Origin of the sequence: Rhodoferax sp. (assembly GCF_034519335.1) — a bacterium.
GTDB lineage: Bacteria > Pseudomonadota > Gammaproteobacteria > Burkholderiales > Burkholderiaceae_C > Allorhodoferax.
In genome coordinates this window covers 66,953-92,732 of record NZ_JAXHOL010000021.1, presented here as the reverse complement: position 1 = coordinate 92,732, position 25,780 = coordinate 66,953, and the positions used below count along the sequence as shown (strand labels likewise).

The 25,780-nt window shown below is 60.9% G+C and carries 21 protein-coding genes and 1 pseudogene; 8 read left to right on the top strand and 14 right to left on the bottom strand.

Features of this window, described 5'->3' with window-relative positions:
• The 3 genes from U5O12_RS09075 to U5O12_RS09065 form a co-directional block, all read right to left on the bottom strand.
• Positions 1-2,022 (bottom strand): DUF3488 and transglutaminase-like domain-containing protein (locus tag U5O12_RS09075; RefSeq protein WP_322578319.1); only part of this gene is annotated, 2,022 nt, incomplete at its 3' end.
• 22 nt (positions 2,023-2,044) lie between these two features.
• Positions 2,045-3,097 carry a DUF58 domain-containing protein gene (locus tag U5O12_RS09070; RefSeq protein ID WP_322578318.1) on the bottom strand — a complete coding sequence of 351 codons (1,053 nt, stop codon included), beginning with the start codon at positions 3,095-3,097 and terminating at the stop codon, positions 2,045-2,047.
• Between the two features lie 3 nt (positions 3,098-3,100).
• The gene (locus U5O12_RS09065) at positions 3,101-4,021 is read right to left on the bottom strand and encodes a MoxR family ATPase (RefSeq protein ID WP_322578317.1); all 921 of its coding nucleotides are present in this window, start codon (positions 4,019-4,021) and stop codon (positions 3,101-3,103) included.
• A gap of 26 nt (positions 4,022-4,047) precedes the next feature.
• Here U5O12_RS09065 and U5O12_RS09060 point away from each other — a divergent pair, with 26 nt between their 5' ends.
• The 6 genes from U5O12_RS09060 (at position 4,048) to U5O12_RS09035 (ending at position 11,151) form a co-directional block, all read left to right on the top strand.
• Positions 4,048-5,019, top strand: coding sequence for a histone deacetylase family protein (locus U5O12_RS09060; protein WP_322578316.1), 972 nt, complete (start codon positions 4,048-4,050; stop codon positions 5,017-5,019).
• Positions 5,016-6,296, top strand: coding sequence for a mechanosensitive ion channel family protein (locus U5O12_RS09055; RefSeq protein WP_322578315.1), 1,281 nt, complete (start codon positions 5,016-5,018; stop codon positions 6,294-6,296). The genes U5O12_RS09060 and U5O12_RS09055 overlap by 4 nt, the downstream gene beginning before the upstream one ends.
• 224 nt (positions 6,297-6,520) lie before the next feature.
• Positions 6,521-7,270: an electron transfer flavoprotein subunit beta/FixA family protein gene (locus tag U5O12_RS09050; RefSeq protein WP_094478348.1), complete on the top strand. Its 750-nt coding sequence runs from the start codon at positions 6,521-6,523 to the stop codon at positions 7,268-7,270.
• Positions 7,271-7,272: 2 nt separating this feature from the next.
• Positions 7,273-8,205 carry an electron transfer flavoprotein subunit alpha/FixB family protein gene (locus U5O12_RS09045; protein WP_322578314.1) on the top strand — a complete coding sequence of 311 codons (933 nt, stop codon included), beginning with the start codon at positions 7,273-7,275 and terminating at the stop codon, positions 8,203-8,205.
• A gap of 94 nt (positions 8,206-8,299) precedes the next feature.
• A complete protein-coding gene (locus U5O12_RS09040) occupies positions 8,300-10,090 on the top strand; it encodes an acyl-CoA dehydrogenase (protein WP_322578313.1) in 1,791 nt (596 codons plus the stop codon).
• A gap of 95 nt (positions 10,091-10,185) precedes the next feature.
• Positions 10,186-11,151, top strand: a complete 966-nt coding sequence (locus U5O12_RS09035) for a nitronate monooxygenase family protein (protein ID WP_322578312.1) — start codon at positions 10,186-10,188, stop codon at positions 11,149-11,151.
• 86 nt (positions 11,152-11,237) lie between these two features.
• Here the strand turns inward: U5O12_RS09035 and U5O12_RS09030 are convergent, their stop codons facing one another.
• The 9 genes and pseudogenes from U5O12_RS09030 to U5O12_RS08990 form a co-directional block, all read right to left on the bottom strand.
• On the bottom strand, positions 11,238-13,739 hold the full coding sequence (locus U5O12_RS09030; protein WP_322578311.1) for a DUF1631 family protein: 2,502 nt from the start codon (positions 13,737-13,739) through the stop codon (positions 11,238-11,240).
• Between the two features lie 126 nt (positions 13,740-13,865).
• Entirely contained in the window at positions 13,866-14,510 is a 645-nt protein-coding gene (locus U5O12_RS09025) for a glutathione S-transferase (RefSeq protein ID WP_322578310.1), read from the bottom strand.
• Between the two features lie 3 nt (positions 14,511-14,513).
• Positions 14,514-15,494 carry a rhodanese-related sulfurtransferase gene (locus U5O12_RS09020; RefSeq protein ID WP_322578309.1) on the bottom strand — a complete coding sequence of 327 codons (981 nt, stop codon included), beginning with the start codon at positions 15,492-15,494 and terminating at the stop codon, positions 14,514-14,516.
• Positions 15,495-15,509: 15 nt separating this feature from the next.
• Positions 15,510-16,876, bottom strand: a pseudogene (locus tag U5O12_RS09015) (MBL fold metallo-hydrolase).
• An 89-nt stretch (positions 16,877-16,965) separates the two neighbouring features.
• Positions 16,966-18,096, bottom strand: coding sequence for a molecular chaperone DnaJ (gene dnaJ, locus U5O12_RS09010; RefSeq protein WP_322578308.1), 1,131 nt, complete (start codon positions 18,094-18,096; stop codon positions 16,966-16,968).
• Between the two features lie 92 nt (positions 18,097-18,188).
• Positions 18,189-20,132, bottom strand: coding sequence for a molecular chaperone DnaK (dnaK, locus tag U5O12_RS09005; protein WP_322578307.1), 1,944 nt, complete (start codon positions 20,130-20,132; stop codon positions 18,189-18,191).
• A gap of 107 nt (positions 20,133-20,239) precedes the next feature.
• Positions 20,240-20,803, bottom strand: coding sequence for a nucleotide exchange factor GrpE (gene grpE / locus U5O12_RS09000; protein ID WP_322578306.1), 564 nt, complete (start codon positions 20,801-20,803; stop codon positions 20,240-20,242).
• Between the two features lie 67 nt (positions 20,804-20,870).
• Positions 20,871-21,224, bottom strand: a complete 354-nt coding sequence (locus U5O12_RS08995; RefSeq protein WP_322578305.1) for an FKBP-type peptidyl-prolyl cis-trans isomerase — start codon at positions 21,222-21,224, stop codon at positions 20,871-20,873.
• Positions 21,225-21,376: 152 nt separating this feature from the next.
• Positions 21,377-21,688 (bottom strand): winged helix-turn-helix transcriptional regulator, encoded by a 312-nt coding sequence (locus tag U5O12_RS08990; protein WP_105260450.1) that lies wholly within the window; start codon positions 21,686-21,688, stop codon positions 21,377-21,379.
• Positions 21,689-21,943: 255 nt separating this feature from the next.
• Between U5O12_RS08990 and U5O12_RS08985 the strand changes: the two genes are divergently transcribed.
• Positions 21,944-22,225: a late competence development ComFB family protein gene (locus U5O12_RS08985; protein WP_322578304.1), complete on the top strand. Its 282-nt coding sequence runs from the start codon at positions 21,944-21,946 to the stop codon at positions 22,223-22,225.
• A 3-nt stretch (positions 22,226-22,228) separates the two neighbouring features.
• Here the strand turns inward: U5O12_RS08985 and U5O12_RS08980 are convergent, their stop codons facing one another.
• On the bottom strand, positions 22,229-23,071 hold the full coding sequence (locus U5O12_RS08980; protein ID WP_322578303.1) for a shikimate dehydrogenase: 843 nt from the start codon (positions 23,069-23,071) through the stop codon (positions 22,229-22,231).
• A 176-nt stretch (positions 23,072-23,247) separates the two neighbouring features.
• Positions 23,248-25,548 carry an RNA polymerase sigma factor RpoD gene (rpoD, locus tag U5O12_RS08975; RefSeq protein WP_322578302.1) on the bottom strand — a complete coding sequence of 767 codons (2,301 nt, stop codon included), beginning with the start codon at positions 25,546-25,548 and terminating at the stop codon, positions 23,248-23,250.
• Between rpoD and U5O12_RS08970 the strand changes: the two genes are divergently transcribed.
• Positions 25,526-25,696, top strand: a complete 171-nt coding sequence (locus U5O12_RS08970) for a hypothetical protein (RefSeq protein ID WP_322578322.1) — start codon at positions 25,526-25,528, stop codon at positions 25,694-25,696. The two genes, rpoD and U5O12_RS08970, sit on opposite strands and share 23 nt — an antisense overlap.
• Positions 25,697-25,780: the final 84 nt, after the last annotated feature.

Here is a 25,780-nt window from a genome sequence, read left to right as displayed (position 1 = left end):
GGGCCAGCGCAGTTGCCGCCCTTGTTGGCGCAGTGTAGCGAGGGCCGGTGCCGTTCGGCCGGAGTCGGCCGGGGCGTAACGCCACGCCTCCAGCTGCAGTAGCCAAGCGGCACAGGCGAGTGTGTCTTGGTGGGCCGCGCTGGCATCTGCTTCTCTTCCGGTTTGCAACAGAGTGGCCAACTGGCGTGGGGTCTGCCGGTCGTCCACCGTCCAGCCGCGCTGGCGCAGCGCTACCTGGGCTTGCTGCACCAGGCGCAGCCAGGGGTCTTGGTGGTAGCGCTCCCACAGCGTCCACAAGGCGCCCACGCTGCTGGCAAGCACGATGAGGGCGATCAGTACGTAGCTGAGGTCTTCCCAACTGGGCGCGTTGAAGCCCAGATTGCGCAGCAGATCCATTTGTTTGGACTGGCTGTAGTTCAGCACCCACTGGTTCCAGCGGTTGTTGGCAGCCTCCCACATGGCGCGCAGGTTGATGGCAAAGCCGGGGCTCACGGTATTGAGTGCCTGGGTGAAAACGTTCTGGGGTGGCTGTAGGCGAGCAAACGAGCCGGTGCGCCCGGGGGATACGGCCGAGGTCGGGTCCACCCGTACCCACCCTTGGCCCGCCACCCACACTTCAGCCCATGCGTGGGCGTCGCTCTGGCGCACGGTCCAGAAGCCGTCCACACTGTTGACTTGTCCGCCTTGGTAACCGGTGACCACGCGGGCAGGCACGTCCAGTGCACGCATTAGCAGCACAAAGCTGGAAGCAATGTGTTCGCAAAAGCCGGCTTTGCGGTCAAACCAGAATTCGTCGGCCGAGTGGGTGCCGTAGACGCCGGGCTCCAGCGTGTAGGTGTAGCCGCCAGTGCGCAGGCGCTGCATCACGGCGTCTACCAATTGCGGCGTACGCGCATTGGCCAGTTCGGGGCTGCGGCGCATATCGGCCGCCAGTTGCAGGGTGCGTGGATTGAAGCCGCTGGGCAAGTCCACATAGTCTTGCAGGCCTACGGCCAAGCGTGTGGGGCCGTGGCGGAACTGCGGGTAACTGGTGGCGCGGTAACGCACCAGATCACTCATGGGTTGGTCAGTCAGCCATTGCAAATCCGGCCCCATGGTGGGGGTGTAACCCACGATCTCGGGCTTGGTGGGGGTGGCGTCCAGCACGATCAGCCACGGCCGATTGTTGGCCGCCAACGTGACCTGGTAGTTGACCGGTGGACCCTGCACCTGCACGTCAGCGTTCAGCTGGTAGCGTGCCGGGAACGACGAGCGCAGCGCACGCCACTCGCGGCCATCAAAGCTCGAGAGCACGGGGCCGCGGAAGTACAGATCACTTTGCGCCGGGGGCTGGCCGTCAAACCGGATGCGCATGGCAATGCTGTCGTCCAAGGCGAGGCTGGCAATGCTGCCCACCTGCATCTGGCCCGAGAGGCCGCTGCGTCCGCTCATGGCGTCGCCCGGCAGACCCCACAGCGGTGCAATGCGCGGGAACAACATGAAGAGCACCGCCATGATGGGAGCGCCCAATAGCGCCATCCAGCCCGCCGTCTTGGCGGCTTGCAGCAGGGGCGGGCGGCCCACCGGCATGTGGGCATTGACCAGTGCGGTGAGCAGGCCCAGCAGCGCCACCAGCATGGCCGCTGCGGTGAGCAGGCTTTGCGAGAAAAAGAAGTTGCTGAGCATGGTGAAGAAGCCCAGGAAGAAGATCACAAAGGCATCGCGCCGGGCGCGCATCTCCAGCGTCTTGAGGGTCAGCAGCACCACAATCAGCGTGACGCCTGCGTCGCGCCCCAGCAGGGTTTTGTAGCTCCACCAAGTGGCTGCGCTGGCCAGCGCCAACAGGCCCAGCAACCACCAGCGCGAGGGCAGGGCTTGGCCCCGCACCGCGATAGACCCGCGCCATAAAAGTACCACGCCGGCCATGGCGCTGCACCATAGCGGCAGACGCTCGAGCTGCGGCAGGATCACCCAGGCAATCACCGCCAGCAGAAACAGGGTGTCGCGGGCTTCGCGTGGCAGGTGGGTCAGGCGTTGCAGCATGGGGCTCAATGGGAGGGGGGGGTCAGGCCAGTGCCAGCGCCTGCAGGCAGTTCTTCTGGTGGGCGGGGCCGCTGTCAGGGGCAATGTCCTGGCCGCCCAGGCGCAGGCCATAACGCATGCCTTGTTTCTCGGCCAACAGCACCCAGGCGCACAGGCGTGAGAGTGCGTGCTCGCGCGACGCTCCCACGCTTTGGCCGGCGTGCGCCAGGTCCAGCCACAGCTCAAAGCGCTGTGACTGCTGGGCGTCGCGGCTGACCAGTTCGTCAGCTTTTGCCACTTTTTTCCAGACTACCAGCTTGAGTGGGTCACCACGGCGGTAGGCGCGTACGCCGTCGAATTCACCGGTACTCTGTTTGTGGCTGTTGGCTGCTCCCCCGGCCCGGGGTTCACCGGGCGGCAGGGGTGGTGGGTGCGCCTCGGGCGCCGGGTACACCAGCACTTTGGCAGCCGGCCGCCATACGGTCCATACGCGAAAGGTGCCCAGCGGAAAGCGGGTCTCGGCCGTCAAAGCGGGCAAGGGGTGCAGGCCGCGCTGGGTGGGCGTAAAGGCCACCTGCACCTTGGCGCTGCCTTGAGCCGGAACATCGGTCCAGCTCCAGTGGTCGGTGCCCAGCACCGCCAGGCCAATGCCATAACGCACTCGCTTGCTGTCGCTCTGCAGTTGTATGCCAATGGGTACGCTGGCGCCCACAAATTGCGCTTCAGGTGCTATCAGATGCATAGTGAGCCCGCGCAGCGTGCCATGGCACACATGCATGCCAATGACGGCGCTACCGGTGAGCAGGAAGGTCAGCACGTAGCCAAGATTGAGCTGGTAGTTGATGCTGGCCACCAGCAGCACCAAGAGCGTGAGGCCCAGCATGAGGCCGGGGCGTGTGGGCAGGATGTAGACGGTGCGCTGGTTCAGTGTGGTGCTGTCCTTGAACGGCAGCCGCGACTCAAACCATGAACGAAACCGGCGCCGCAACACGGTGAGGGGGTTCCACGTCAGGGTACCCGTGGAAACGGCTTCGCCGGGCCACTGGGTGCGCCCCCCTGGGGGGGGGGCGCCGGAGGCGCTTCGGGGGGGATTCATTGTCTAGGGCAGGGGGACGGCTTGCAACATGGCCTGCACCTGTTCCACAGCACCACGGCCCGAATCGCCCACGGGGATCAGCCGGTGCGCAATGGTTTGCGGCAGCACCGCCTGCACATCGTCGGGTGCCACATAGTCACGCCCACTGAGCAGCGCCTGTGCTTTGGCAGCACGAACCACGGCAATGCCGGCACGCGGAGACAGGCCTTGCAAAAACCACTGGCCCGAGCGGGTGGCGGCAATCAGGTCCTGCACATAGTCCAGCAAGGGGCCGGCCGCATGCACGGCCAGCACGGTGGCTTGCAGTTGTGCCAGTTCGCCTTCGCCCAGCAGGCTGGGCAGTTCATCGACCATGGCGCGCCGGTCGGCACCTGCCAGCAGGGCGCGCTCGGAGGCGCGGTCCGGGTAGCCCAACGAGATGCGCATCAAAAAGCGGTCCAGCTGTGATTCAGGCAGCGCATAGGTGCCCAACTGATCCAAGGGGTTTTGTGTGGCAATCACAAAAAAAGGTTGGGGCAGGGCGCGGGTTTCACCTTCTACAGTGACTTGTTTCTCTTCCATGGCTTCGAGCAGCGCGCTCTGCGTCTTGGGGCTGGCGCGGTTAATCTCATCGGCCAGCAGTACCTGCGCGAAGATGGGCCCAGGATGGAACACAAACGCCTCTTTGGCGCGTTCGTAAATCGACACCCCCGACAAGTCGCTGGGCATCAGGTCCGAGGTGAATTGCACGCGCGAAAACTGCAGGCCAAAGCTGCGCGCCAGCGCATGGGCCAGGGTGGTTTTTCCGACGCCCGGCACGTCGTCAATCAGCAGGTGGCCACCGGCCAGCAGGCAGGCCACGCAGTCCTGGATTTGCGCGGGTTTCCCCACAATCACCGTGTTAAGCTGAGCCAGCAATGATTTAAGTTTGAGTTGTGCGTCCATGGCACGACGTTACCCGAAAATCCTGAATGACGAGCGCATTGGTACACAAGACCGGATACTTTTCGCACCGCGATTGCCGCAAGCATGAAATGGGCGAGGGCCACCCCGAATGCCCCCAAAGACTGGATGCCATTGATGACCGTCTGTTGCTCACTGGTGTGGCCGATGCGCTAGACCAACGTGAAGCGCCTCAGGCCTCACTCACTGACCTTGAATTGGCGCATGGTCGCATGTACGTAGCTGCGCTGCGCGGCTTGACGGACAGCCTGCGGGAGGGCGTTGCAGCGGGTGGCCCCAGCCATGCGCAAATCGATCCCGACACCAGCCTCAATGTGCACACTTGGGATGCCGCCTTGCGGGCAGCCGGTGCAGCTGTGGCGGCCACCGATGCCGTGATGGCGGGCGAGCTGGCCAATGCCTTTTGTGCCACGCGCCCGCCGGGGCACCACGCCTGCAAAGACAAGGCTATGGGTTTCTGTTTTATCAACAATGTGGTGGTGGCCGCGCGCCATGCCCTGGAGCGCCATGGTCTCAAGCGCGTGGCGATCGTGGACTTTGATGTGCACCATGGCAATGGCACCGAAAACATCGTGGCCGGCGACCAGCGCATTCTGATGGTGAGCTTTTTCCAGCATCCGTTTTACCCCGAGGGCGGGTCATGCTCACACGCCAGTAACCTGCTGAACGTCCCAGTGCCGGCCTACACCAAAGGGGCCGAAGTGCGCGAGCTCATCAATCGTTTGTGGCTGCCGCGTCTGGACGCCTATCGCCCTGAAATGATTTTTATCAGCGCGGGTTTTGATGCACACCGCGAGGACGATTTGGCACAGATGGGACTGATGGACAATGACTATGCGTGGATGACCACGCAGATCAAGGCGGTGGCCCAGCGCCATGCGCAGGGGCGCATCGTCTCCTGCCTGGAAGGTGGCTACCACCTGGATGCGCTGGCCCGTAGCGTAGAAGCGCATGTGCGCGTATTGGCAGATTTGCAATGAATTCCCTGAAACACCTTCCTGCTCCCAAACCGATTGACGACTTCGAGGCCTGGCTGGTCATGTTCACCCAACCCACGGTGCTGGTGGAGCTGCTGGTGCTGGCGCTCAGCGTGGCGCTGGCTTGGGGGCTGGTCGCGGCTCTGCGGCGTACCTTGGGCATGCACGAAGAGCGTTCCATCTGGTTTGGCAAGCGCGTGATTGATGGCGTGTTGTTCCCGCTGGCGCTGTTGTGCCTGGGCTACCTGTCGCTGGAGTTGCTGAGCAACTTTGTGCCGGTGGCGGTACTGCGGATTGCCATTCCTGTGTTGATGTCGCTGGTCGTGATCCGGGTTGGGGTCAAGGTATTGCAAGCTACGTTTGCTGAGTCGCACTGGGTCAAACCACTGGAGCAGACGATCTCTTGGGTTGCCTGGCTGGCCATGGTGCTGTGGGTCAGTGGCCTGTTACCCGTGATATTGAATGAGCTGGACCTGATCACCTGGAAGGTAGGCGGAACCACCTTGTCAGTGCGGACGCTGCTGGAGGGCTTGATCACTGCTGGTGCCGTGCTGATTATCACGCTGTGGATTTCAGCCGGTATCGAGTCGCGCTTGCTGCGTTCTGCCAAGGGGGGGGAATTGTCCCTGCGCAAGGCGGTGAGCAATGCTGCGCGGGCACTCTTGATGTTTGTGGGGCTCATGCTGGCACTGTCGGCCGTAGGCATCGATTTGACCGCCTTGTCGGTGCTCGGCGGAGCGGTGGGCGTGGGTATCGGCTTTGGTTTGCAAAAGCTGGCGGCCAACTACGTGAGCGGCTTTGTCATTCTGGCGGAGCGCAGCATGCGCATTGGCGATGTGGTCCGGGTAGAGAACTTCGAAGGCACCATTACCGAAATTAACGCACGTTATACCGTCGTACGTTCTCTGACGGGGCGCGAGTCGATAGTGCCCAATGAAATGCTAATCACGCAGCGAGTGGAAAATTTGTCATTGGCTGACACGCGTGTCAACCAAACGATTAGCGTTTCGGTGGGCTATGAGAGTGATGTAGAGCAGGTCATGAAGTTGCTGCGCGAGGCCGCTCTAAGTCAGGTGCGCGTACTGCACGACCCGGCCCCAGCAGTAAATTTGGCGAACTTTGGCGCCGATGGGTTGGAGTTTACGCTGAGCTACTGGATCAATGACCTGGAGAACGGGCAAGGCAATCTGCGCTCCGATATCAATTTGGCCATCTTGCGCGCACTGCGCACGCATGGCATCGATATCCCCTATCCACAGCGGGTGGTGCACACGCGCTGACTGCGCCGCATTTTTAATGCGCTGCCTCTAAGTTAAGTCACCCGAGCACGCGCAGGTAGCCCCGGCACCGCTATAATCGCAAAAAAGCACGATCGTTCTATTTTTTGCTTATGATGGGGGCGCGGGCGATAGTCCGGGGCCGAACGCCTTCCCGCATAGAATCGACTGATTGACGTGCACGTCAACTAAAACTGAGTATTTTTTAACCATCTGGAGTGGCAGCAATGAAAGTCCTGGTACCCGTCAAACGTGTGGTGGACTACAACGTGAAGGTCCGAGTGAAGTCGGACGGCACGGGTGTAGACATCGCCAACGTCAAGATGAGCATGAACCCCTTTGACGAGATCGCGGTGGAAGAAGCCGTGCGTTTGAAGGAAAAGGGCGTGGTCACCGAGGTGATCGCCGTGTCCTGTGGTGTCGCCCAATGCCAGGAAACGCTGCGCACTGCCATGGCCATTGGTGCCGACCGCGGCATCTTGGTGGAAACCACGGAAGAGCTGCAACCCTTGGCCGTCGCCAAGCTGCTCAAGGCGCTGGTGGACAAAGAACAGCCCGGCCTCGTGATCCTGGGCAAACAAGCCATTGATGACGATTGCAACCAGACCGGCCAGATGTTGGCAGCCTTGGCTGATTTGCCACAGGCGACGTTTGCCTCCAAGGTCGAAGTGGCCGACGGCAAAGCCAACGTGACACGCGAAGTGGACGGCGGCCTGGAAACCCTGGCGGTGACATTGCCCGCCATCATCACCACCGACCTGCGCCTGAACGAGCCCCGCTACGTCACCTTGCCCAACATCATGAAGGCCAAGAAGAAGCAGCTCGATACCTTCAAGCCTGAAGATCTGGGCGTGAATGTGGCGCCTCGCATCAAGACTTTGAGCGTGGCCGAGCCTGCCAAACGCAGCGCCGGTATCAAGGTGCCCGATGTCGCCACCCTGGTGGACAAACTGAAGAACGTTGCAAAGGTAATCTGACCATGACCGCACTCGTAATCGCCGAACACGACAACGCCTCCATCAAGGGCGCGACCCTGAACACCGTGACCGCCGCGGCACAAGCCGGTGGTGATGTGCATGTACTGGTGGCTGGCCACAATGCCGCAGCCGCAGCCGCTGCCGCTGCGCAAATCGCCGGTGTGTCCAAGGTCATCCACGCAGACAGTGCCTCCTTCGAGCACGGCTTGGCTGAAAACGTGGCTGCCCAGGTGTTGGCCATTGCTGCCGCCTACAGCCACATCGTTTTCCCCGCTACTGCGTCGGGCAAAAACATCGCTCCCCGCGTGGCTGCCAAGCTGGATGTGGGTCAGGTGTCTGACATCACCAAGGTGATCAGCGCCGACACGTTTGAGCGTCCCATCTACGCGGGTAACGCCATTGCCACAGTGCAAGCGACCGATGCGGTGAAGGTGTTGACCGTGCGCACGACCGGCTTTGATCCTGCTGCCGCGACCGGTGGCTCTGCGGCTGTCGAGACTGTGGCCGCTGCTGCGACCAACGCCAACGTCACCTTTGTGGGCTCCGAGATCGCCAAGAACGACCGCCCCGAGCTGACCGCAGCCAAGATCATCGTGTCCGGTGGCCGTGCGCTGGGTTCCAGTGAAAAGTTCACCGAAGTGATGACACCTCTGGCCGACAAACTGGGTGCGGCCTTGGGCGCTTCTCGTGCTGCGGTGGACGCGGGCTACGCGCCCAACGACTGGCAAGTGGGCCAGACCGGCAAGATCGTGGCGCCCCAGCTGTATGTGGCCTGCGGTATCAGCGGTGCCATCCAGCACTTGGCCGGCATGAAGGACTCCAAAGTCATCGTGGCGATCAACAAAGACCCCGAAGCACCGATCTTCAGCGTGGCCGACTTTGGCCTGGAAGCCGATCTGTTCGTGGCCGTGCCCGAGCTGATTGCGGCTCTCTGATGCCAGTGTGAAAAAGGGCATCGCGCGCGATGCCCTTTTTTTTGGCCTGAATACCTGTGTACCCCGCCTGTAACAAGAATTTTTGGAGACTCCCATGAGCTACGTCGCCCCCGTCAAGGACATGCTGTTCAACATCGAGCACCTGGCCAACATCGAACAGATCGCCCAGCTCCCTGGCTTTGAAGATGCGGGCCTCGACACCGCCCAGGCCGTGCTGGAAGAGTCCGCCAAGTTCACCGAAGGCGTGCTGGCCCCGCTGAACTGGGAAGGCGACAAGAACCCATCGAGCTGGAAAGACGGTGTGGTGACTGCCACCCCGGGTTTCAAGGAAGCCTTCAAGCAATTTACTGATGGCGGCTGGCAAGGCTTGCAGCACCCCACCGACTTTGGCGGCCAGGGCCTGCCCAAAACCATTGGTGCCGCCTGTGGCGAAATGGTGAACAGCGCCAACATGAGCTTTGCGCTGTGCCCGTTGCTGAGCGACGGCGCCATTGAGGCGCTGCTGACGGCGGGCTCTGACGAACTCAAGGCCACCTACCTGGAAAACCTGGTGAGCGGCAAATGGACCGGCACCATGAACCTGACCGAGCCCCAGGCGGGTTCGGACTTGGCCGCGGTGCGCAGCCGTGCCGAGCCGCAGGCTGACGGCAGCTACAAGGTGTTTGGCACCAAGATTTTTATCACCTGGGGTGAACACGACATGGCCGAGAACATCGTCCATCTGGTGCTGGCCCGCGTGACCGGCGCGCCTGAGGGCGTGAAGGGTATCAGCCTGTTTGTGGTGCCCAAATTCATGGTGAACAAAGATGGCAGCCTGGGTGCGCGCAATGACGTGCACTGCGTCTCCATCGAACACAAGATGGGCATCAAGGCCAGCCCCACTGCGGTGCTGCAGTATGGCGACCATGGTGGCGCCATTGGTTACCTGGTGGGCCAGGAAAACCGTGGCCTGGAATACATGTTCATCATGATGAACGCCGCACGCTACGGCGTCGGCGTGCAGGGCATTGCGATTGCCGAGCGTGCGTACCAAAAGGCCGTGCAGTTCTCCAAGGACCGTGTGCAAAGCCGCCCGGTGGATGGTTCCATTGCCGCCAGCGCACCCATCATCCACCACCCTGATGTGAAACGCATGTTGATGACCATGCGCGCTTACACCGAAGGCTGCCGGGCTCTGGCCAGCGTGGGCGCCAGCGCCTATGACGCGGCCCACCACCACCCCGATGCCGACACCCGCAACCAAAACCAGGCTTTCTACGAATTCATGGTGCCGCTGATCAAGGGCTACAGCACCGAGATGAGCCTGGAAGTCACGTCCTTGGGCGTGCAGGTGCATGGTGGCATGGGTTTTATCGAAGAAACCGGTGCCGCCCAGTACTACCGCGATGCCAAGATCCTGACCATCTACGAAGGCACGACTGCCATCCAGGCCAATGACCTCGTGGGCCGCAAGACTTCGCGCGATGGTGGTCAAACGGCCAAGGGCATTGCAGGGCAAATCGAGACGACCGAAGCCGAATTGGCCGCCAGCGGCTCCGCGCATGCGCTGGCCGTGGCCAAGCGCCTGAAGGCCGCGCGCCTGGCGTTTATCGACGTAGTGGAGTTTGTGGCAGGCAATACCAAGGCCAGCCCCAACACCGTGTTCGCCGGCAGCGTGCCCTACCTGATGTTGGCCGGCAACCTGATGGCGGGCTGGCAGTTGGCGCGCGCGCTGCTGGTGGCAGAGAAGCAAGCGGCTGCTGGTACCGATGTGCCCTTCATGCAGTCCAAGATCACTACCGCGCGCTTTTATGCCGACCACATTCTGAGCAAGGCCGGTGGTCTGCGCGACAGCATTGTGGACGGCGCAGACAGCGTGACCGCGTTGCCGTTGGACGCGTTTTGAGCGACAACGGATTGCTATTGAATTGCTAGCTGCTCGCGCAACAAGCACGCGGGCTAGCGCCTGATTTCTTATAAAAACCTGACCCGAGGAGACCTATGTCCAAGCTACCCGCCTCGCTGGATCGTTTGCCGTTCCCCGTCATCGGCTCGCCCCTGTTCATCATCAGCAACCCCAAGCTGGTGATTGCGCAGTGCATTTCCGGCGTGGTGGGCTCCATGCCCGCGCTCAATGCGCGCCCGGCCGAGCTGCTGGAAGAGTGGTTGAAAGAAATCACCGAGACCCTGGCTGCGTACAACGCGGCGCACCCCGACAAGCCGGCCGCCCCCTTTGCCATCAACCAGATCGTGCACAAGAGCAACGACCGGCTAGAGCACGACATGGCCCTGTGCGTGAAGTACAAGGTGCCCATCATCATCACCAGCCTGGGTGCGCGCGAAGACATCAACGCGGCTGCGCACAGCTACGGCGGCGTGGTGCTGCACGACATCATCAACAACAAGCACGCCCGCAAGGCGATTGAGAAGGGCGCCGATGGCCTGATCGCCGTGGCGGCCGGTGCGGGTGGCCATGCGGGCGTAAAGAGCCCGTTTGCACTGATCCAGGAAATTCGCCAGTGGTTTGACGGGCCAGTGGCGCTCAGCGGCTCGATTTCTACCGGCGCTGCGGTGCTGGCGGCCCAGGCCATGGGGGCTGACTTTGCCTACATCGGCTCGGCCTTCATCGCTACCGAAGAAGCGCGTGCTGCGCAGGAATACAAAGACGCCATCGTGGCCAACGATTCGGACGAGATTGTCTACAGCAACCTGTTCACCGGCGTGCATGGCAACTACCTGGCGCCCAGCATCCGCGCGGCGGGTCTGGACCCGGCCAACTTGCCCGAGAGCGATCCCAGCAAGATGAACTTTGGCGGCGCTTCTGCCAAGGCCTGGAAAGACATCTGGGGCTGCGGCCAGGGTATTGGTTCCATCACCAAAGTGCAGCCTGCGGGCGAGTACGTAGCCCAGCTCAAACGCGAATACGCGGCCGCGAAGGCAGCCCTTCTGGCCCGCAACTACGCGTAGATTTCAAAGGTTTTTGGCCGGTGGCGCCCGCGCTTGCTGCGCGAGGCGCTATATTTTTATGATCGCAACTTCACGAGTGGCAGCCCTCAGGCCTGCAGACGCAGCTCGGATTCGTTGTCCGCCATCAGCCGGTTCAATGCACGTTCCACAATCGGTGCCTGCTCCAGCATCTGCAGGTGCCCGGCGCGCAACATGGCGGCGACTTCGCGCTCCGAGCGGACAAATGCGTCGAAGCCTTCCCGGTTGGTGAACAGAAAACGTGTGCGCATGGGACTGACCCAACTGAGGCGGCAGCGGTGCGGGGGCAGTTCAGGTTCCGCGACTTCAAACCATACGCCACGCGTGAGCAACTGGGCGCTGGCGTCGAAATCGTCCATCGCTCCGAGGTCGTGTACCGTGAGCTGGGTGGCGCGGCGCTGGTCCAGCGCCTCCATGGCCGCGTCCCCTGCGCTTTCCTCCAGCGCAGCACTTTGCGTGTCGATAGGGGGCGGCGCCTTCATGCGAATGGCGAGCATGTGGGTGCCGATCAGACGGCGTGTAAACGTAGCACGCGGGTCGCCATGCCACTCGATCGCGTCCAGTTCGATGTTCAAGGTGCGTACCAACTCTGGCAACACACCGACCAATGCCTTGCGCTCTTCTGCCGTGGTCTTGGGTTGGGTACTCCAGATCAGCTGATCCATGGTCTGCAACGCAGCATTCCAACGGCCAGGTTCGCTGTCTTCCAGCATCCATGCAGCAGCGATGACTTGGCGCCATTGGGTGGTGAGGAAAGGCTTGAGGAAAGGTACCAGCGGCAGGTTGTCGGGCAGGGCACTGATACGGGCGTGCACAATTTCATCGGCATGGGCCAGGGCGGCATTCAGCGCCTCCTGGTCGCGCTCCTGATTGGCAACCGGTTCAATGTGCTGTTGTGCCTGTTGCTCGCTTTCGAACAGGAATTCGGTGAACTCAGCCAACAACAAGCTGAACAGTGCCAGGTCGTCTTCAAATTCGTGCAGTACGCGCTGCACCGTGTGTTCGATGCGTTGGTACAACGGGTCCTGTTCGCCTTTTTCCGGGGTCCACGCCACAGATGACGAAGCCAGTGTGTCCACCAGCTTGCGTGCGGGGTGCTCACTGCTCAAGAAGAAATCGCGGTCCATCATGGCTGCGCGCAACACGGGAATCTGCAAGCGGCCGATCACCACCTTCATTTGCATGGGAATGGCCTGGTCGGCGAATACGTAGTCAAACACCTCAGCCAGCGCATCCACCGTGCCCCGATCCAACTCGGGGGCCTGGCGGATGGCCTCTTGCTCGCGAATCTGGCGCAACACATTGTGGTGACCGTGCGGGCTTTCCTGCGGTTGCAGAAACTGGAAGCGAGAGGCATTCGGCCCCGCATCAGCCTGCATTTGCTCCAGGTAATTGAGCAGCACCGGGTCTGGAGGCACCATGTGACCTGGCGGCTCCAGGGTATTGGCGTATCCCTGTTCAGGGCCCTCGGTGTCGCCATCGTAGAGCCGAGTTGCACCACCGCCCGCTGTGGCGGAACTTGCATAGCCGTTACTTGAGCCGCCAGGCGCTGTACTGCCGACGCTGCCAGTAGTGGCACCCACCCCCAAACGTTGCAAAAATGCTTTGACTTGGGTGGCGATGTGTTGGCCCGCTGGCGCCAGCGCACTCCATGCACTGCGCGCTGGTTCTGCGCCACCTGCAGCTAGTGCTGCGTGTTGCGCAAGTGGTGCGTGTGCCGATTGCGAGGGTGCTTGGCTGCTCTGGGCCATATCCCCCAGGGGGGCCGCCGCACTCAGCGGGGCGTAGGCGGATGACACCGATTTGCGAATCCGGTGCACCGTTTGGGCCTGGATACCAGCCTGGGTCAGGGTTGCGCTCAAGTCCGTATACAGCGGCGCCAAGTCGACCGTGTGTCCGGGTTCCAAGGCCTGCAGCAGGTGCTCTGTGGCTTGGGGTTCAAACTCGCCCTTGTCCCAGGTTCGCATGAATGCACCCAACAGCACGCCCGGGCGAAACGGGTTGGACGACAGGGCGGGAGACTCATTGCCAAACAGTGCGCCCAGCTTTTGTGTGAGCGGAGTGAGGCTGCTTTCGTAGCGATTGTTGAACTGCTGGGCCACCCGGTCCAGCAACAGGATGCGGTGCACCTCGTCCACATCGATCAGGCTGAGCGTCATGCCATCCAGCGCATGGTCGGAGCTTGGCGCCGGTTTGGCGCCCAGTTTTTCCATTTCGGGCCAGACTGTCTGCACTTCCTCCTGCAGGCCTTGCTGGAGCGCATCTCGGTACAGGCGTTTGAATTTTTCAGCCTGACGGTCCAGCAATACGGCCGCCGTGCGCAGGTTTTGGGATTGCAGCAGCGGCAGCTTGCTGTCTGCCAGGTCCAGCAGATGGGCGCGGATCTGTTTGAGCTGGCTGTCCTCGCGGTCTTCAAAGTAGCCCAGCGTTTTTCCCATCATGGCACGCACCAGACGCAGCGCTTGTGCGCGCGACTCTGGAGTGCTGGTGCTGGATGAAAAGGGCTGAAATGCGCTCATGTACCGCTGAATGGTGACGCGCCCCCGGTGGCTGGCGAACCATTCGTCCATACGACTGTATTTGTGATGCGGAATGATCGCATGGACCGTGCCTGAACCCTAGGTCTTGGGCACTCCAAGGCAGCAGATTTACGAAGTACCGGGCCGATTTCTGGTAACGAGTTGTAAATAGCCCGATCAGACTAACGGGAAGCGGACTCCCGGCTCGCTTGGTTGCCAGGCCGGGTACTTCTCCATGCAACGCAGAAAGGTGTTTGAAACCTCAAAGTGCTCTAGCCAAGTCCGCAACATCGGCCAGGATTGGGCCGCAAACCACACAAGGTCCGTATGGGCAAATTGCCGGATGAATGGAGCCAGGGCAGCATCGGCCAATCCCCATCGGCTGCCCGCCAAGTAGGCTTGGCTGGCCAGCCTGGTGTCCAGGGTCTGCAGCCAGAAGGCAGCGGCATCACGGTCTGCGAGGCCGCTCTCCAGACCATGGCGTGCTGGGTATTTGTATCGGTCTAGTTGGCGCTTGAAGGGGCCGTCGTTGTGTGCAATCAGCGCATCTGTGTCAGCCCAGGCGTCCGCACCGTTGGGTAGCCATGTGTCGGGGTCACGGCGCCTTAAAGCCCACAGCATGATCTCCAGGCTTTGCTCCAGTACCGTGCCATCGTCGTGCACCAGCACGGGTACCGTCCCCTTGGGGGATGCCTGCAACAAGGCTGCAGGTTTCTGCGCCAGCACCACCTCACGCAGTTCGCAGATTTGCTGGCTCACTGCCAGAGCCATGCGGGCCCGCATGGCGTAGGGGCAGCGCCTGAACGAGTAGAGCACTGGCATGGCTTATCTGGAGGAATTGTCCTTGTTGCTCAACACCGCGCCAATGTGGATTTGTTGGCGTGCTTTGGCCAGCTCCCACTGGCGCTGACGTTCGCGGGCACTGTTTTTCTGGACTTCACTGGTTGTGGCATGGCAACGCGGACAGCTCACTCCGGCCTCATAAAGTGGCGAATCAGTGGCTCCCTCTTCCAGCGGTTGGCGGCAGGCGCGGCACAGACCATGATGGCCGGGCACCAGACCGTGGCCCACAGACACCCGCTCGTCGAAGACAAAACACTCGCCTTGCCACAAGCTGTTTTCTGGAGCGATGTTTTCCAGGTACTTGAGGATTCCCCCCTCAAGGTGATAAACCTCATCAAAGCCTTGCGCCCGCATATAGGCAGTGGACTTCTCGCAACGAATGCCGCCAGTGCAGAACATGGCGACCTTGGGTTTTTTACCGGCGTGGGCCTGCAACTGTTCCGAATGCTGCACCCATTGAGGCAGTTCGGCAAAGGTTTTGATGTGGGGGTTGATGGCGCCAGAGAAGGTGCCGATTCCGACCTCGTAGTCGTTGCGGGTGTCCACCACCACCACCTCGGGGTCGGAGATCAGCGCATTCCAGTCTTCCGGTTTGACGTAAGTGCCGGCCATATGTGTGGGGCTAATGCCGTCCACCTGCATGGTGACGATTTCTTTTTTAAGCCGCACCTTCATGCGGTAAAACGGTGCCTTGTCGGCAAACGACTCTTTGTGCTGCAAGTCTGCCAGTAGTGGGTCCGCACGCAGATAGGCCAACACGGCATAGACATCGTCCGGTGCACCGGCAATGGTGCTGTTGATTCCTTCGCGAGCAAGCAAAATCAGGCCCTTGACCTGGCGGGATTCACAGAAGGCCAGCAGTGCCGGCTTGCGCTCGGCGTAGTCTGGCAGATCCACAAATTTGTAAAAGGCGGCAGTCAGGTAAGCGGGGTGAAGACATCGTGCAATTGTGCCTCGCGGCAAGGTGTTGTGTGCTGTTCAGCAGGGCCAGGTGGAGCCGTGTTCGGGCACCATGGCACGCCAGTGCAGTTCGCGCTCTATACGCACCCGCAAGGTGTCGGCTGCTTCCAAGTCACCATGCACCACATACACCTGGTCGGGTTGACTCTGGCTGCTGCGCAGCCAGTCCAGCAGTTGGGTGGCGTCAGCATGGGCAGAGGCGGACTCCAACTGCACGATCTCGGCGTGCACCTCCACGTCGCGACCGTGGATACGCACACTGCGCGCGCCGCTGGCCAGCGTGGCCCCACGCGTGCCGGGCGACTGGTAGCCCGTGAGGATGACCATGTTGCGGTGGTTGCCCGCATGGTGGGCCAGGTGGTGCAGCACACGCCCACCGGTGGCCATGCCGCTGGCCGAGAGAATCACCATGGGCCCATGGCGGGCGGCCAGGGCTTTGGATTCGTCGGTGCTGTTCACCATGGTGGCGGCATGGGTCATGGCATGCACCTCTCTGCTTGCCCAGGCGGTGTTCCCCTGGGTGTTGCTCAAACAGGTGGGTGGTGTGCACTGCCATGGGGCTGTCCAAAAAAATCGGGCAGCCCGTGGGGCAGGGTGCCGTTGGCTTTGAGCTGGGCAATGGCCTGTAACAGGGCTTGTGCGCGCCCTACGGCGAATACCGGCACCACAGCCACACCACCGCGCTTGGCTAAGCGCTGCAATGCGGGGCCCAGTTCGGCCAGCAGGTTTTCCTGGGGATGTGTGCGGTCTCCATAGGTCGATTCAATCAAGATGGTGTCGGCCTGCGGTGCCGCGGCGGGTGGATTCATCAGTGAGTCATCCGGCCGCCCCAGGTCGCCTGAAAATAGAATGCGCCGCCCAGCTACCTCCAGCAGAATGCTGGAAGCACCCAGGATATGGCCTGCCGGTTGGAAGGTCGCACGCCATTGGGGCAGCGGCTGAAACGTGCTTCCCTGTTGCGCAGTCTTGATCAGCGGCAGACAGTCCAGTGCATCCTGGCGGGTGTACAGCGGCAGCGCGGGGCTGTGTTTGGAAAAACCGTGCCGGTTGGCAAAAGCGGCGTCTTCTTCCTGGATGTGTCCACTGTCGGGTAACAGGACTTTGCACAAATCGCGTGTTCCTGACGAGGCGTAGATCGGACCTCGATAACCTTCTTTCACCAGCAAAGGCAGGTAACCGCTGTGGTCCAGGTGAGCATGCGTCAACAACACGGCATCCACCTGATCGGGAGCGATGGGCAATGGCGTCCAGTTGCGCAGGCGAAGCTGTTTGTAGCCTTGGAACAAGCCGCAGTCCACCAGCAGGGACTGGGCGCCATGCCGTACCAGATATTTGGAGCCGGTTACCGTGCCTGCCGCACCGAGAAATGTGATGGAAACGCCCATGGAGTCCTCCAGAAAAAAAGCCGCCGGGTCGTTTATAGACCGGGCGGCTCGCTAGCGGGGCAGGGAAGTCCCGCCTTGCTTGACCTGGATCAGCTAAAGAAGCTCTTCAGGCGATCGGTCCAGCTGTCTCCTGACGGCGAGTGTTTGCTGCCGCCTTTCTTGAAGGACTCATCCAGCTCCTTGAGCAGCTTGCGCTGGTGCTCGGTGAGCTTGACCGGAGTTTCCACCGAGATGTGGCAGTACAGATCGCCAGGGTAGCTGGAGCGCACGCCCTTGATGCCTTTGCCGCGCAGGCGGAACTGCTTGCCGGTTTGTGTGCCTTCAGGGATATCGATGGCCGCTTTACCCGCCAGCGTGGGTACGTCGATTTCGCCACCCAAGGATGCGGTAACGATGCTGATAGGCACCGAGCAATGCAGGTCGTCGCCATCGCGCTCAAAGATGTCGTGTTTCTTGAGGCGGATCTCGATGTACAGGTCACCGGGTGGGCCACCGTTGGTGCCTGGTTCGCCATTGCCCGCGCTGCGGATGCGCATGCCACCGTCGATGCCGGCAGGGATTTTGACTTCCAGCGTCTTCTGGCGCTTGATCTTGCCTTGGCCGCTGCAGGCAGTGCAGGGCTCGGGAATGACCTTGCCATTGCCGCGGCAGGTAGGGCAGGTTTGCTGCACGCTGAAGAAGCCCTGGCGCATTTGCACGGTGCCAGCACCATTGCAGGTACCACAGGTTTTGACCTGGGTGCCGGGCTTGGCGCCGCTGCCTTTGCAGGTGTCGCAGCTGTCCCAAGTCGGAATGCGGATTTGCGCATCCTTGCCGCGTGCCGCCTCTTCCAGCGTCACTTCCATCGCGTAGCTCAGGTCGCTGCCGCGGTAGACCTGGCGGCCCCCGCGGGCGCCACCGCGCTGCTGGCCAAACATATCGCCAAAAATGTCGCCAAAGGCTTCGGCAAAACCGCCATAGCCTTCACCGCCACCACCACCCCGGTTGGGGTCTACGCCCGCGTGGCCGTACTGGTCGTAGGCTGCGCGCTTTTGTGCGTCCGACAGCATCTCGTAGGCCTCTTTGGCCTCTTTGAACTTTTCTTCGGCCGCCTTGGCCGCATCACCCTGGTTGCGGTCAGGGTGGTGCTTCATCGCCAGCTTGCGATAGGCCTTTTTGATCTCGTCCTCGGATGCGCCTTTGGCAAGGCCCAGGATCTCGTAATAGTCTCGTTTGGCCATGTGTGTCTCTGTGCCCGTTTACAACAGAAAAGCCGCGTTGAACCCCAGCTGGCGTTCAACGCGGCGTCTTTCAGCTGCGCGTGTCAGCGCAATCAGCCTTTTTTGACTTCCTTGACTTCCGCGTCCACCACGTTGTCGTCGTCAGCAGGCTTGGAGGCCTGTGCGCCTTGATCGGCAGTAGGCTGCTCGCCACCTTCAGCGGCTTGTTTGGCCTGCATGTCGGCGTACATCTTTTCGCCCAGCTTCTGGCTGGCAGCCATCAGCGCTTCGCTCTTGGCCTTGATGGCGTCCTTGTCGTCAGACTTCAGGCTGTCTTCCACGTCCTTGATGGCCGCTTCGATCTTTTCCTTCTCGCCAGCGTCCAGCTTGTCGCCGTACTCGGTCAAGCTCTTCTTGACGCTGTGGGCGTTGGCTTCGGCTTCGTTCTTGGCCTGCACCAGTTCCAGCTTCTTCTTGTCGTCGGCGGCGTTCAGCTCGGCGTCTTTCACCATCTGCTGGATCTCGGCTTCCGACAAACCGGAGTTGGCCTTGATGGTGATCTTGTTTTCCTTGCCGGTGCCCTTGTCCTTGGCGCCCACGTGCAGGATGCCGTTGGCGTCGATGTCGAAGGACACTTCAATCTGCGGTGTGCCACGCGCTGCGGGTGGAATGCCTTCGAGGTTGAACTCGCCCAGCATCTTGTTCACGGCTGCGATTTCGCGCTCACCCTGGAACACCTTGATGGTCACCGCAGGCTGGTTGTCTTCGGCAGTCGAGAAGGTCTGCGCGAACTTGGTCGGAATGGTGGTGTTCTTGGTGATCATCTTGGTCATGACACCGCCCAGGGTTTCGATACCCAGGGACAAAGGCGTCACGTCCAACAGCAACACGTCCTTGCGGTCACCCGACAAGACCTGGCCTTGAATCGCAGCGCCCACGGCCACGGCTTCGTCGGGGTTCACGTCCTTGCGAGGCTCTTTGCCGAACAGTTCCTTGACCTTTTCCTGCACCTTGGGCATGCGGGTCATGCCGCCGACCAGGATCACGTCGTGCACTTCGGAGGCCGACACGCCAGCATCCTTCAGGGCGGTGCGGATGGGCGCAATGGTGCGTTCGATCAGCTCTTCCACCAGAGCTTCCAGCTTGGCGCGGGTCAGCTTGATGTTCAAGTGTTTGGGGCCGGACGCATCTGCGGTGATATAGGGCAGATTGATGTCGGTTTGCGAGCTGCTGGACAGCTCGATCTTGGCCTTTTCAGCGGCTTCCTTCAGGCGTTGCAGGGCCAGCACGTCCTTGGACAGGTCAACGCCTTGCTCTTTCTTGAACTCGGAGATGATGAAGTCGATCACGCGCTGGTCAAAATCTTCACCGCCCAAGAAGGTGTCGCCGTTGGTAGACAACACTTCGAATTGCTTTTCACCGTCAACGTCAGCGATTTCGATGATGGACACGTCAAACGTACCGCCGCCCAAGTCGTAGACGGCGATCTTGCGGTCGCCCTTTTCGTTCTTGTCCAGGCCAAAAGCCAGCGCTGCGGCGGTGGGCTCGTTGATGATGCGCTTGACGTCCAGTCCGGCAATACGGCCAGCATCCTTGGTGGCTTGGCGCTGGGCGTCATTGAAGTAGGCGGGTACGGTGATCACCGCTTCTGTTACTTCTTCACCCAGGTAGTCTTCGGCCGTCTTCTTCATCTTGCGAAGAATGTCGGCGCTGACCTGCTGGGGCGCCATGCGGTTGCCACGCACTTCAACCCATGCATCGCCGTTGTCGGCAGCGGCAATGGTGTAAGGCATCAGGTCGATGTCCTTTTGCACTTCTTTTTCGGTGAACTTGCGGCCAATCAGGCGCTTCACTGCATACAGGGTGTTCTTGGGGTTGGTCACCGACTGGCGTTTGGCGCTGGCGCCAACCAACACTTCGCCGTCTTCCTGGTACGCAATGATGGAGGGCGTGGTGCGCGCACCTTCTGCGTTCTCGATCACTTTGGCGGTGTTGCCTTCCATGATGGCGACGCAGCTGTTGGTGGTACCCAAGTCAATGCCGATGATTCTTCCCATGATTTACTCCTGCTAACTTAAAAATTCAGATGTGGATAAGGTGTGGGGTACTTTCAGGCTTTCAAGAGCCCACAACACGCAAAGTGGTATTTTTTAAAGCGCTTGCTTTATTTGGCGGCGGCAACCGTCACCAAAGCGGGGCGCAACACGCGATCGGCAATCGAATAGCCTTTTTGCAGCACGCTGACCACGGTATTGGCTTCCTGCTCCGCCGGTACCACGCTGATGGCCTGGTGCTGGTGCGGGTCAAACTTGGTGCCTGCAGCCGGGGCAATGGCAATCACCTTGTTGCGCTCCAACGCTGCCACCAGCTGGCGCAGGGTGGCCTGGGCACCTTCGCGAATCTGTTCGGGGGTGGCGTCTTTGATCACTAGGCCGGCTTCCAGGCTGTCTGCCACCGGCAGCAGGCTTTCGGCAAACGACTCGACCGCGAACTTGCGGGCCTTGGAGATCTCGTCCTCGGCGCGGCGGCGGGCATTTTCAGCCTCGGCTTTTGCACGCAGAAACTGGTCCGCCAGCTCGCTGCTCTTGGCCTGCAGGGTAGCAAGCTCTGCTTGGGCCAGTGCCAGTGCGTCTGTCTCGTTGGCGGCTTGTGCTGCGACCATTTCCTCGGTGCTTTGGTAGTTGGCGGCCGCGGGGGTGGGGGTAGGTGTGGAGGAGGTATCAGACATGCGTTTGGATCGAAGTTAGACGGGTTTGCGCCCCAGATGGAGCCCCAGGGCGCAGTTTCAAGAGGTTTTAGCCCGAAACGCCCAGCAATTCCACGTCAAATTTCAAGGTGGCATTGGGAGGGATCACGCCGCCTGCACCACGAGCGCCATAGCCCAAGGCTGCAGGGATGATCAGGGTGCGTGCACCGCCCACTTTCATGCCGGCCACGCCCTCGTCCCAACCGCGGATCACCATGCCGGCGCCCAGGCTGAACACAAACGGGTCATTGCGGTCTTTGCTGGAGTCGAACTTGGCGCCTTGGGTGCCGTTGTTGTAAAGCCAGCCGGTGTAGTGCACGGTCACGCTTTGGCCTTTGGTGGCCACAGCGCCGGAGCCTTCGGTGGTGTCTTCATATTGCAGGCCGGTGGCGGTGGTTTGCATGGGGAGTTCCTTGTTGCTATAAAAAGAGTAGCTGCTCGCGCACATAGGGCGTGCACCGGAGCGCAGAAAAGCCCTAAATTATGCCGCAGACGAAAAAAAGACAGGCCAAGCCTGTCTGCAGGGTGTCGGTTGCCGGCATGCGCCGGCCACGCTTATTTGGCCTTTTTCGCCAAGCTGGTGGACCATTTCACGGCGAATGCCTGCAGGTCGCCCAAGCGCTTGAGCAAGTCGGCGCCGGCAGCAGTCACCACATAACCATCGCTGCCGTGCGTCAGCAAGCCGGCTTCGCGCAGTTCCTTAATCCGGGTGTTCAGGGTGTTGGGGGTAATGCCGCCCACGCTGTCTTGCAGCAGACGGAAGGTCTGGGCATGCCCGTCGCGCAAGGCCCACAACACACGAATCGCATAGCGGGATTCCAGCAATCCCAACAGTTGACCGACTGCGATTGTTTCTTTTGCGCTCATTACCTTGCCCTTTGTCTGTACCGTAACAGATTGCGCCCATGGGGCTGCAACCGCTGAAATGAACAGAAACTATAGCGCAGATTTTCTGCTGCTACAAGTTTCATAGCTGTTGGGGCATGGTTTTCGGGCAACATCCCCTAAATTCCCCCTTGGCGGGCGACGCCGGGGCAGTTCTGATGGCTCTTGTCAGTGCGCAGGGGAGGTGCTAACGTTCTTTGAGAACCCCGTTGGGGCGAGCATCTTGCGGAGACCGCCATGAATTTCAATTTTGAACAAGTCCACAACTACTATGAGCGCCTGGTGTTCGAGGAAGTGGTGCGCCGTGCCCCGGCACACCCCGATTTCACCAATGACATGCTGGCCGATGTGGCTTGTGTGGCGCTGAATCGCTTGCCCGCGCGTTACGTACGCCACGATGTGGACATGATGTTCTATCTGACTGAGCAGGAGCGCCATGCCATCGAGCTCTCGCTTGAGGAGGTGCTGCAGTTTGCCTTCGGTTTTGTCGCGGAACGCGCTGCCAAGTCGCCCCGCTAGGCACTAAAAGCTAGCCAGCACCTTGTCCATCAGCACTGGGGAGATGGCTGGCAGGGGACCAAACCAGGCTTCAAATGCAGGGCGCGCCTGGTGGAGCAGCATGCCCAAGCCGTTGACGGTGGTGTTTCCGCGGGCTTTTGCCGCTAGCAGCAAAGGTGTTTCCAGGGGCACGTAGACGATATCCGACACCAATGCGGTGGTGGGCAAAGCGTCCAGTCGCAGGTCCAACGCGGGTTGGCCGTGCATTCCCTGGTTGGTGGTGTTCACCAACAATGCCGCTCCATCCAGCATCCCATGGCGTTCTGCCCAAGGCACTGCGTGCACCAGCGGGCCAAACTCCTGTGCCATGTCCACCGCCTTGGCATCGCTGCGGTTGCTCAGGCGAATTTCGGTCGCGCCTTCGCCCAGCAAACCGGCGATCACGGCACGTGCCGCGCCGCCAGCCCCCACCACACAGGCCGGCCCGGCATCGGCGCGCCAGGCGGGCTGGGCATCCCGCAGGCTCTGGATGAAGCCATACGCGTCCGTGTTGCGGCCTGTCAGCGATCCGTCGGGCCCGACCACGATGGTGTTGGCTGCGCCGATGCGCTGCGCCAGCGGCTCTAGATGGTCCACGATGGACATGGCCACCACCTTATGCGGGATGGTCAGGTTGCAGCCAGCAAAACCCAGAACGGGCAGGGCGCGCAAAGCTTGTTCGATTTTTTCGGGCTGCACTGGCAACAGCACATAGGCGCCGCGCAGGCCATGCTCGGCAATCCAGTGGTTGTGCAGGAGAGGCGAGCGCGAGTGCGCGACGGGCCAGCCCATGACGCCAGCGAGTCGGTAAGGTTGATCGTTTGCCATGTCCGGAAAAATCTGGGGCTGAAAATTACTATCAAAAAAATAGCGCCCCGCACACATTCCATGTGGGCTGGGGCGCTATTCTGTCGGAAATTTCCCGTAGGGCCGCCCCAAGGGAAATTAGTCCCCTTGGGGGGGGGGGGCAGCGACCCGCGCAGCGGCGGAGCGTGGGGGTCACATTACAGCGTATCGGTGAAGCTGCGCAGCTTGTCCGAGCGGCTGGGGTGCTTGAGCTTGCGCAGCGCCTTGGCTTCGATCTGGCGGATGCGTTCGCGGGTCACGTCGAACTGCTTGCCCACTTCTTCCAGGGTGTGGTCGGAGGTCATCTCGATACCGAAACGCATGCGCAGCACCTTGGCTTCGCGTGGGGTCAGGCTGTCCAGAATGTCCTTGACCACATCGCGCAGGCCAGCCTGCATCGCGGCTTCCATAGGCGCGGTGTTGGCGCTGTCTTCGATGAAATCGCCCAGGTGGCTGTCATCATCGTCCCCGATCGGTGTTTCCATCGAGATCGGCTCTTTGGCGATCTTCATGATCTTGCGGATCTTGTCCTCAGGAATCTCCATGCGCTCGGCCAACACCGATGCATCAGGCTCAAAGCCGAATTCCTGCAAGTGCTGGCGGCTGATGCGGTTCATCTTGTTGATGGTTTCGATCATGTGCACCGGGATACGGATGGTGCGCGCCTGGTCCGCGATGGAGCGGGTGATGGCCTGGCGAATCCACCAGGTGGCGTAGGTCGAGAACTTGTAGCCGCGGCGGTATTCAAACTTGTCCACGGCCTTCATCAAACCGATGTTGCCTTCCTGGATCAAGTCAAGGAACTGCAGGCCGCGGTTGGTGTACTTCTTGGCAATCGAGATCACCAAACGCAAGTTGGCCTCGATCATTTCTTTCTTGGCTGCACGCGAGGAGTACTCGCCTTCGTTCATGCGTTTGTTGATGTCTTTCAGCTGATCCAGGGGCACTACGACCTGGGATTGCAGGTCCATCAACTTTTGCTGCAGGTCCTGCACCGGCGGAATGTTGCGTCCCATGACGGCTGCCCAGGGCTTGCCAGATGCGGCCTGCTTCTCGATCCACTTGAGGTTGAGCAGGTTAGAGGCAACCTTGTTGCCTGCCTTGTCACGGCCACTGAAATCAGCAATGAAGTTTTCTTGCGGGTAGCCGCACTTGTCCACAATGATGCGGCGCAGCTCGCGCTCCTTCTTGCGCACATCGTCAACCTGACCGCGCACCATGTCGCACAGCTTCTCAATCGCCTTGGCGGTGAAGCGGATGGTCATCAGCTCTTCGCTCAGGGCTTTTTGCGCCTTCACGTAGGCAGGCGTACCGTAGCCTTCCTTGTCGTAGACCTTGTGCACCTTCTCGAAGAGTTCGCGCATCTTGTCGAAGCGTTCCAGCGCCTGCTTCTTCAGTTCTTCGAGCTTCTTGGTCAGCGCCTTGGAGCCGCCTTTGCCGTCGTCATCGTCGGCTTCGTCGAACTCGTCAAAGTCTTCTTCGGCCACATAGTCGTCGGCCTCGTTGGGATTGGAGAAGCCGTCCACGATGGTGGTGATGACGACTTTGCCTTCGCGGATGTCTTCGCCCAGGCGCAGAATCTCGGCAATCGTGGCAGGGGACGCGGAGATCGCTTCCATCATGGCCATCAAGCCGCCTTCGATACGCTTGGCGATTTCAATTTCACCTTCGCGCGTCAGCAGCTCGACCGTGCCCATTTCGCGCATGTACATGCGCACGGGGTCGGTGGTGCGGCCGAATTCACTGTCCACCGTGGACAACGCGGCTTCGGCCTCTTCTTCGGCTTCTTCCACCGTAGCGGCGGTAGACACGTTGTTGTTCAGCAGCAGGGTTTCTGCGTCAGGGGTCTGCTCGTATACCGCCACGCCCATGTCGTTCAACATGGAGATCACGACTTCGAGGGTTTCTGCATCCACCAACTTGTCGGGCAAGTGGTCGGAAATTTCGCCGTGGGTCAGGTAGCCGCGGGTCTTGCCCAAGGTGATCAGGGCCTTGAGGCGGGCACGGCGCTTGGCCATGTCTTCTTCGGACAGCACGGTTTCGTCCAGACCGAATTCTTTCATCAAGGCGCGTTCTTTCGCCTTGCTGATCTTCATGCGCAGCGGTTTGACCTTCTCGCCCGGCGTAGCTGCCGCTTCGGGTTCTCCGACCAGGTCAGCTTCGATGTCCGACATGTCCATGTCATCACCGCTGGACTCTGCCGCGGCCTTGGGCTTGCGGCCACGCTTGGCGCCGGTGGCTGCCTTGGCCGGGGCGCTGGATTCAGCGGCTGCAGCTTTGGGCGGACGGCCAGCTTTCTTCTTGGCTGGAGTTTCTGCGGCGGCCAATAGCGCGTCGGCGGCCTCTTTTAACTGGGCGGCTTTGGATTTGGTTGCGGGCACGGGGGAGGCTTTCTTATCGGTCTTCGGGGCGGACTTGCTGGCAGCCTGGACAGGCTTGGCAGATTTTGAAGCGGGCATGCAAAAACCTCAGGTCAACAAAAAAACAGGCAAACAGATCAGGCACCAGCTACATCACGCAATGGGCGAAGTAGGTGGCAAGACGGGGCAGGAATACCCCTATGGCAAGATGGGAGGGCGATCATTTGGGGTGCAGTCCTTGCGGTGAGGTGGCCGGTTGTGACTTGGTGTCAACGTGTGGCCTAGCCCGGAGGTGCTGCTGTCGCTCTTGCCGAAATAATCCAGCATTATA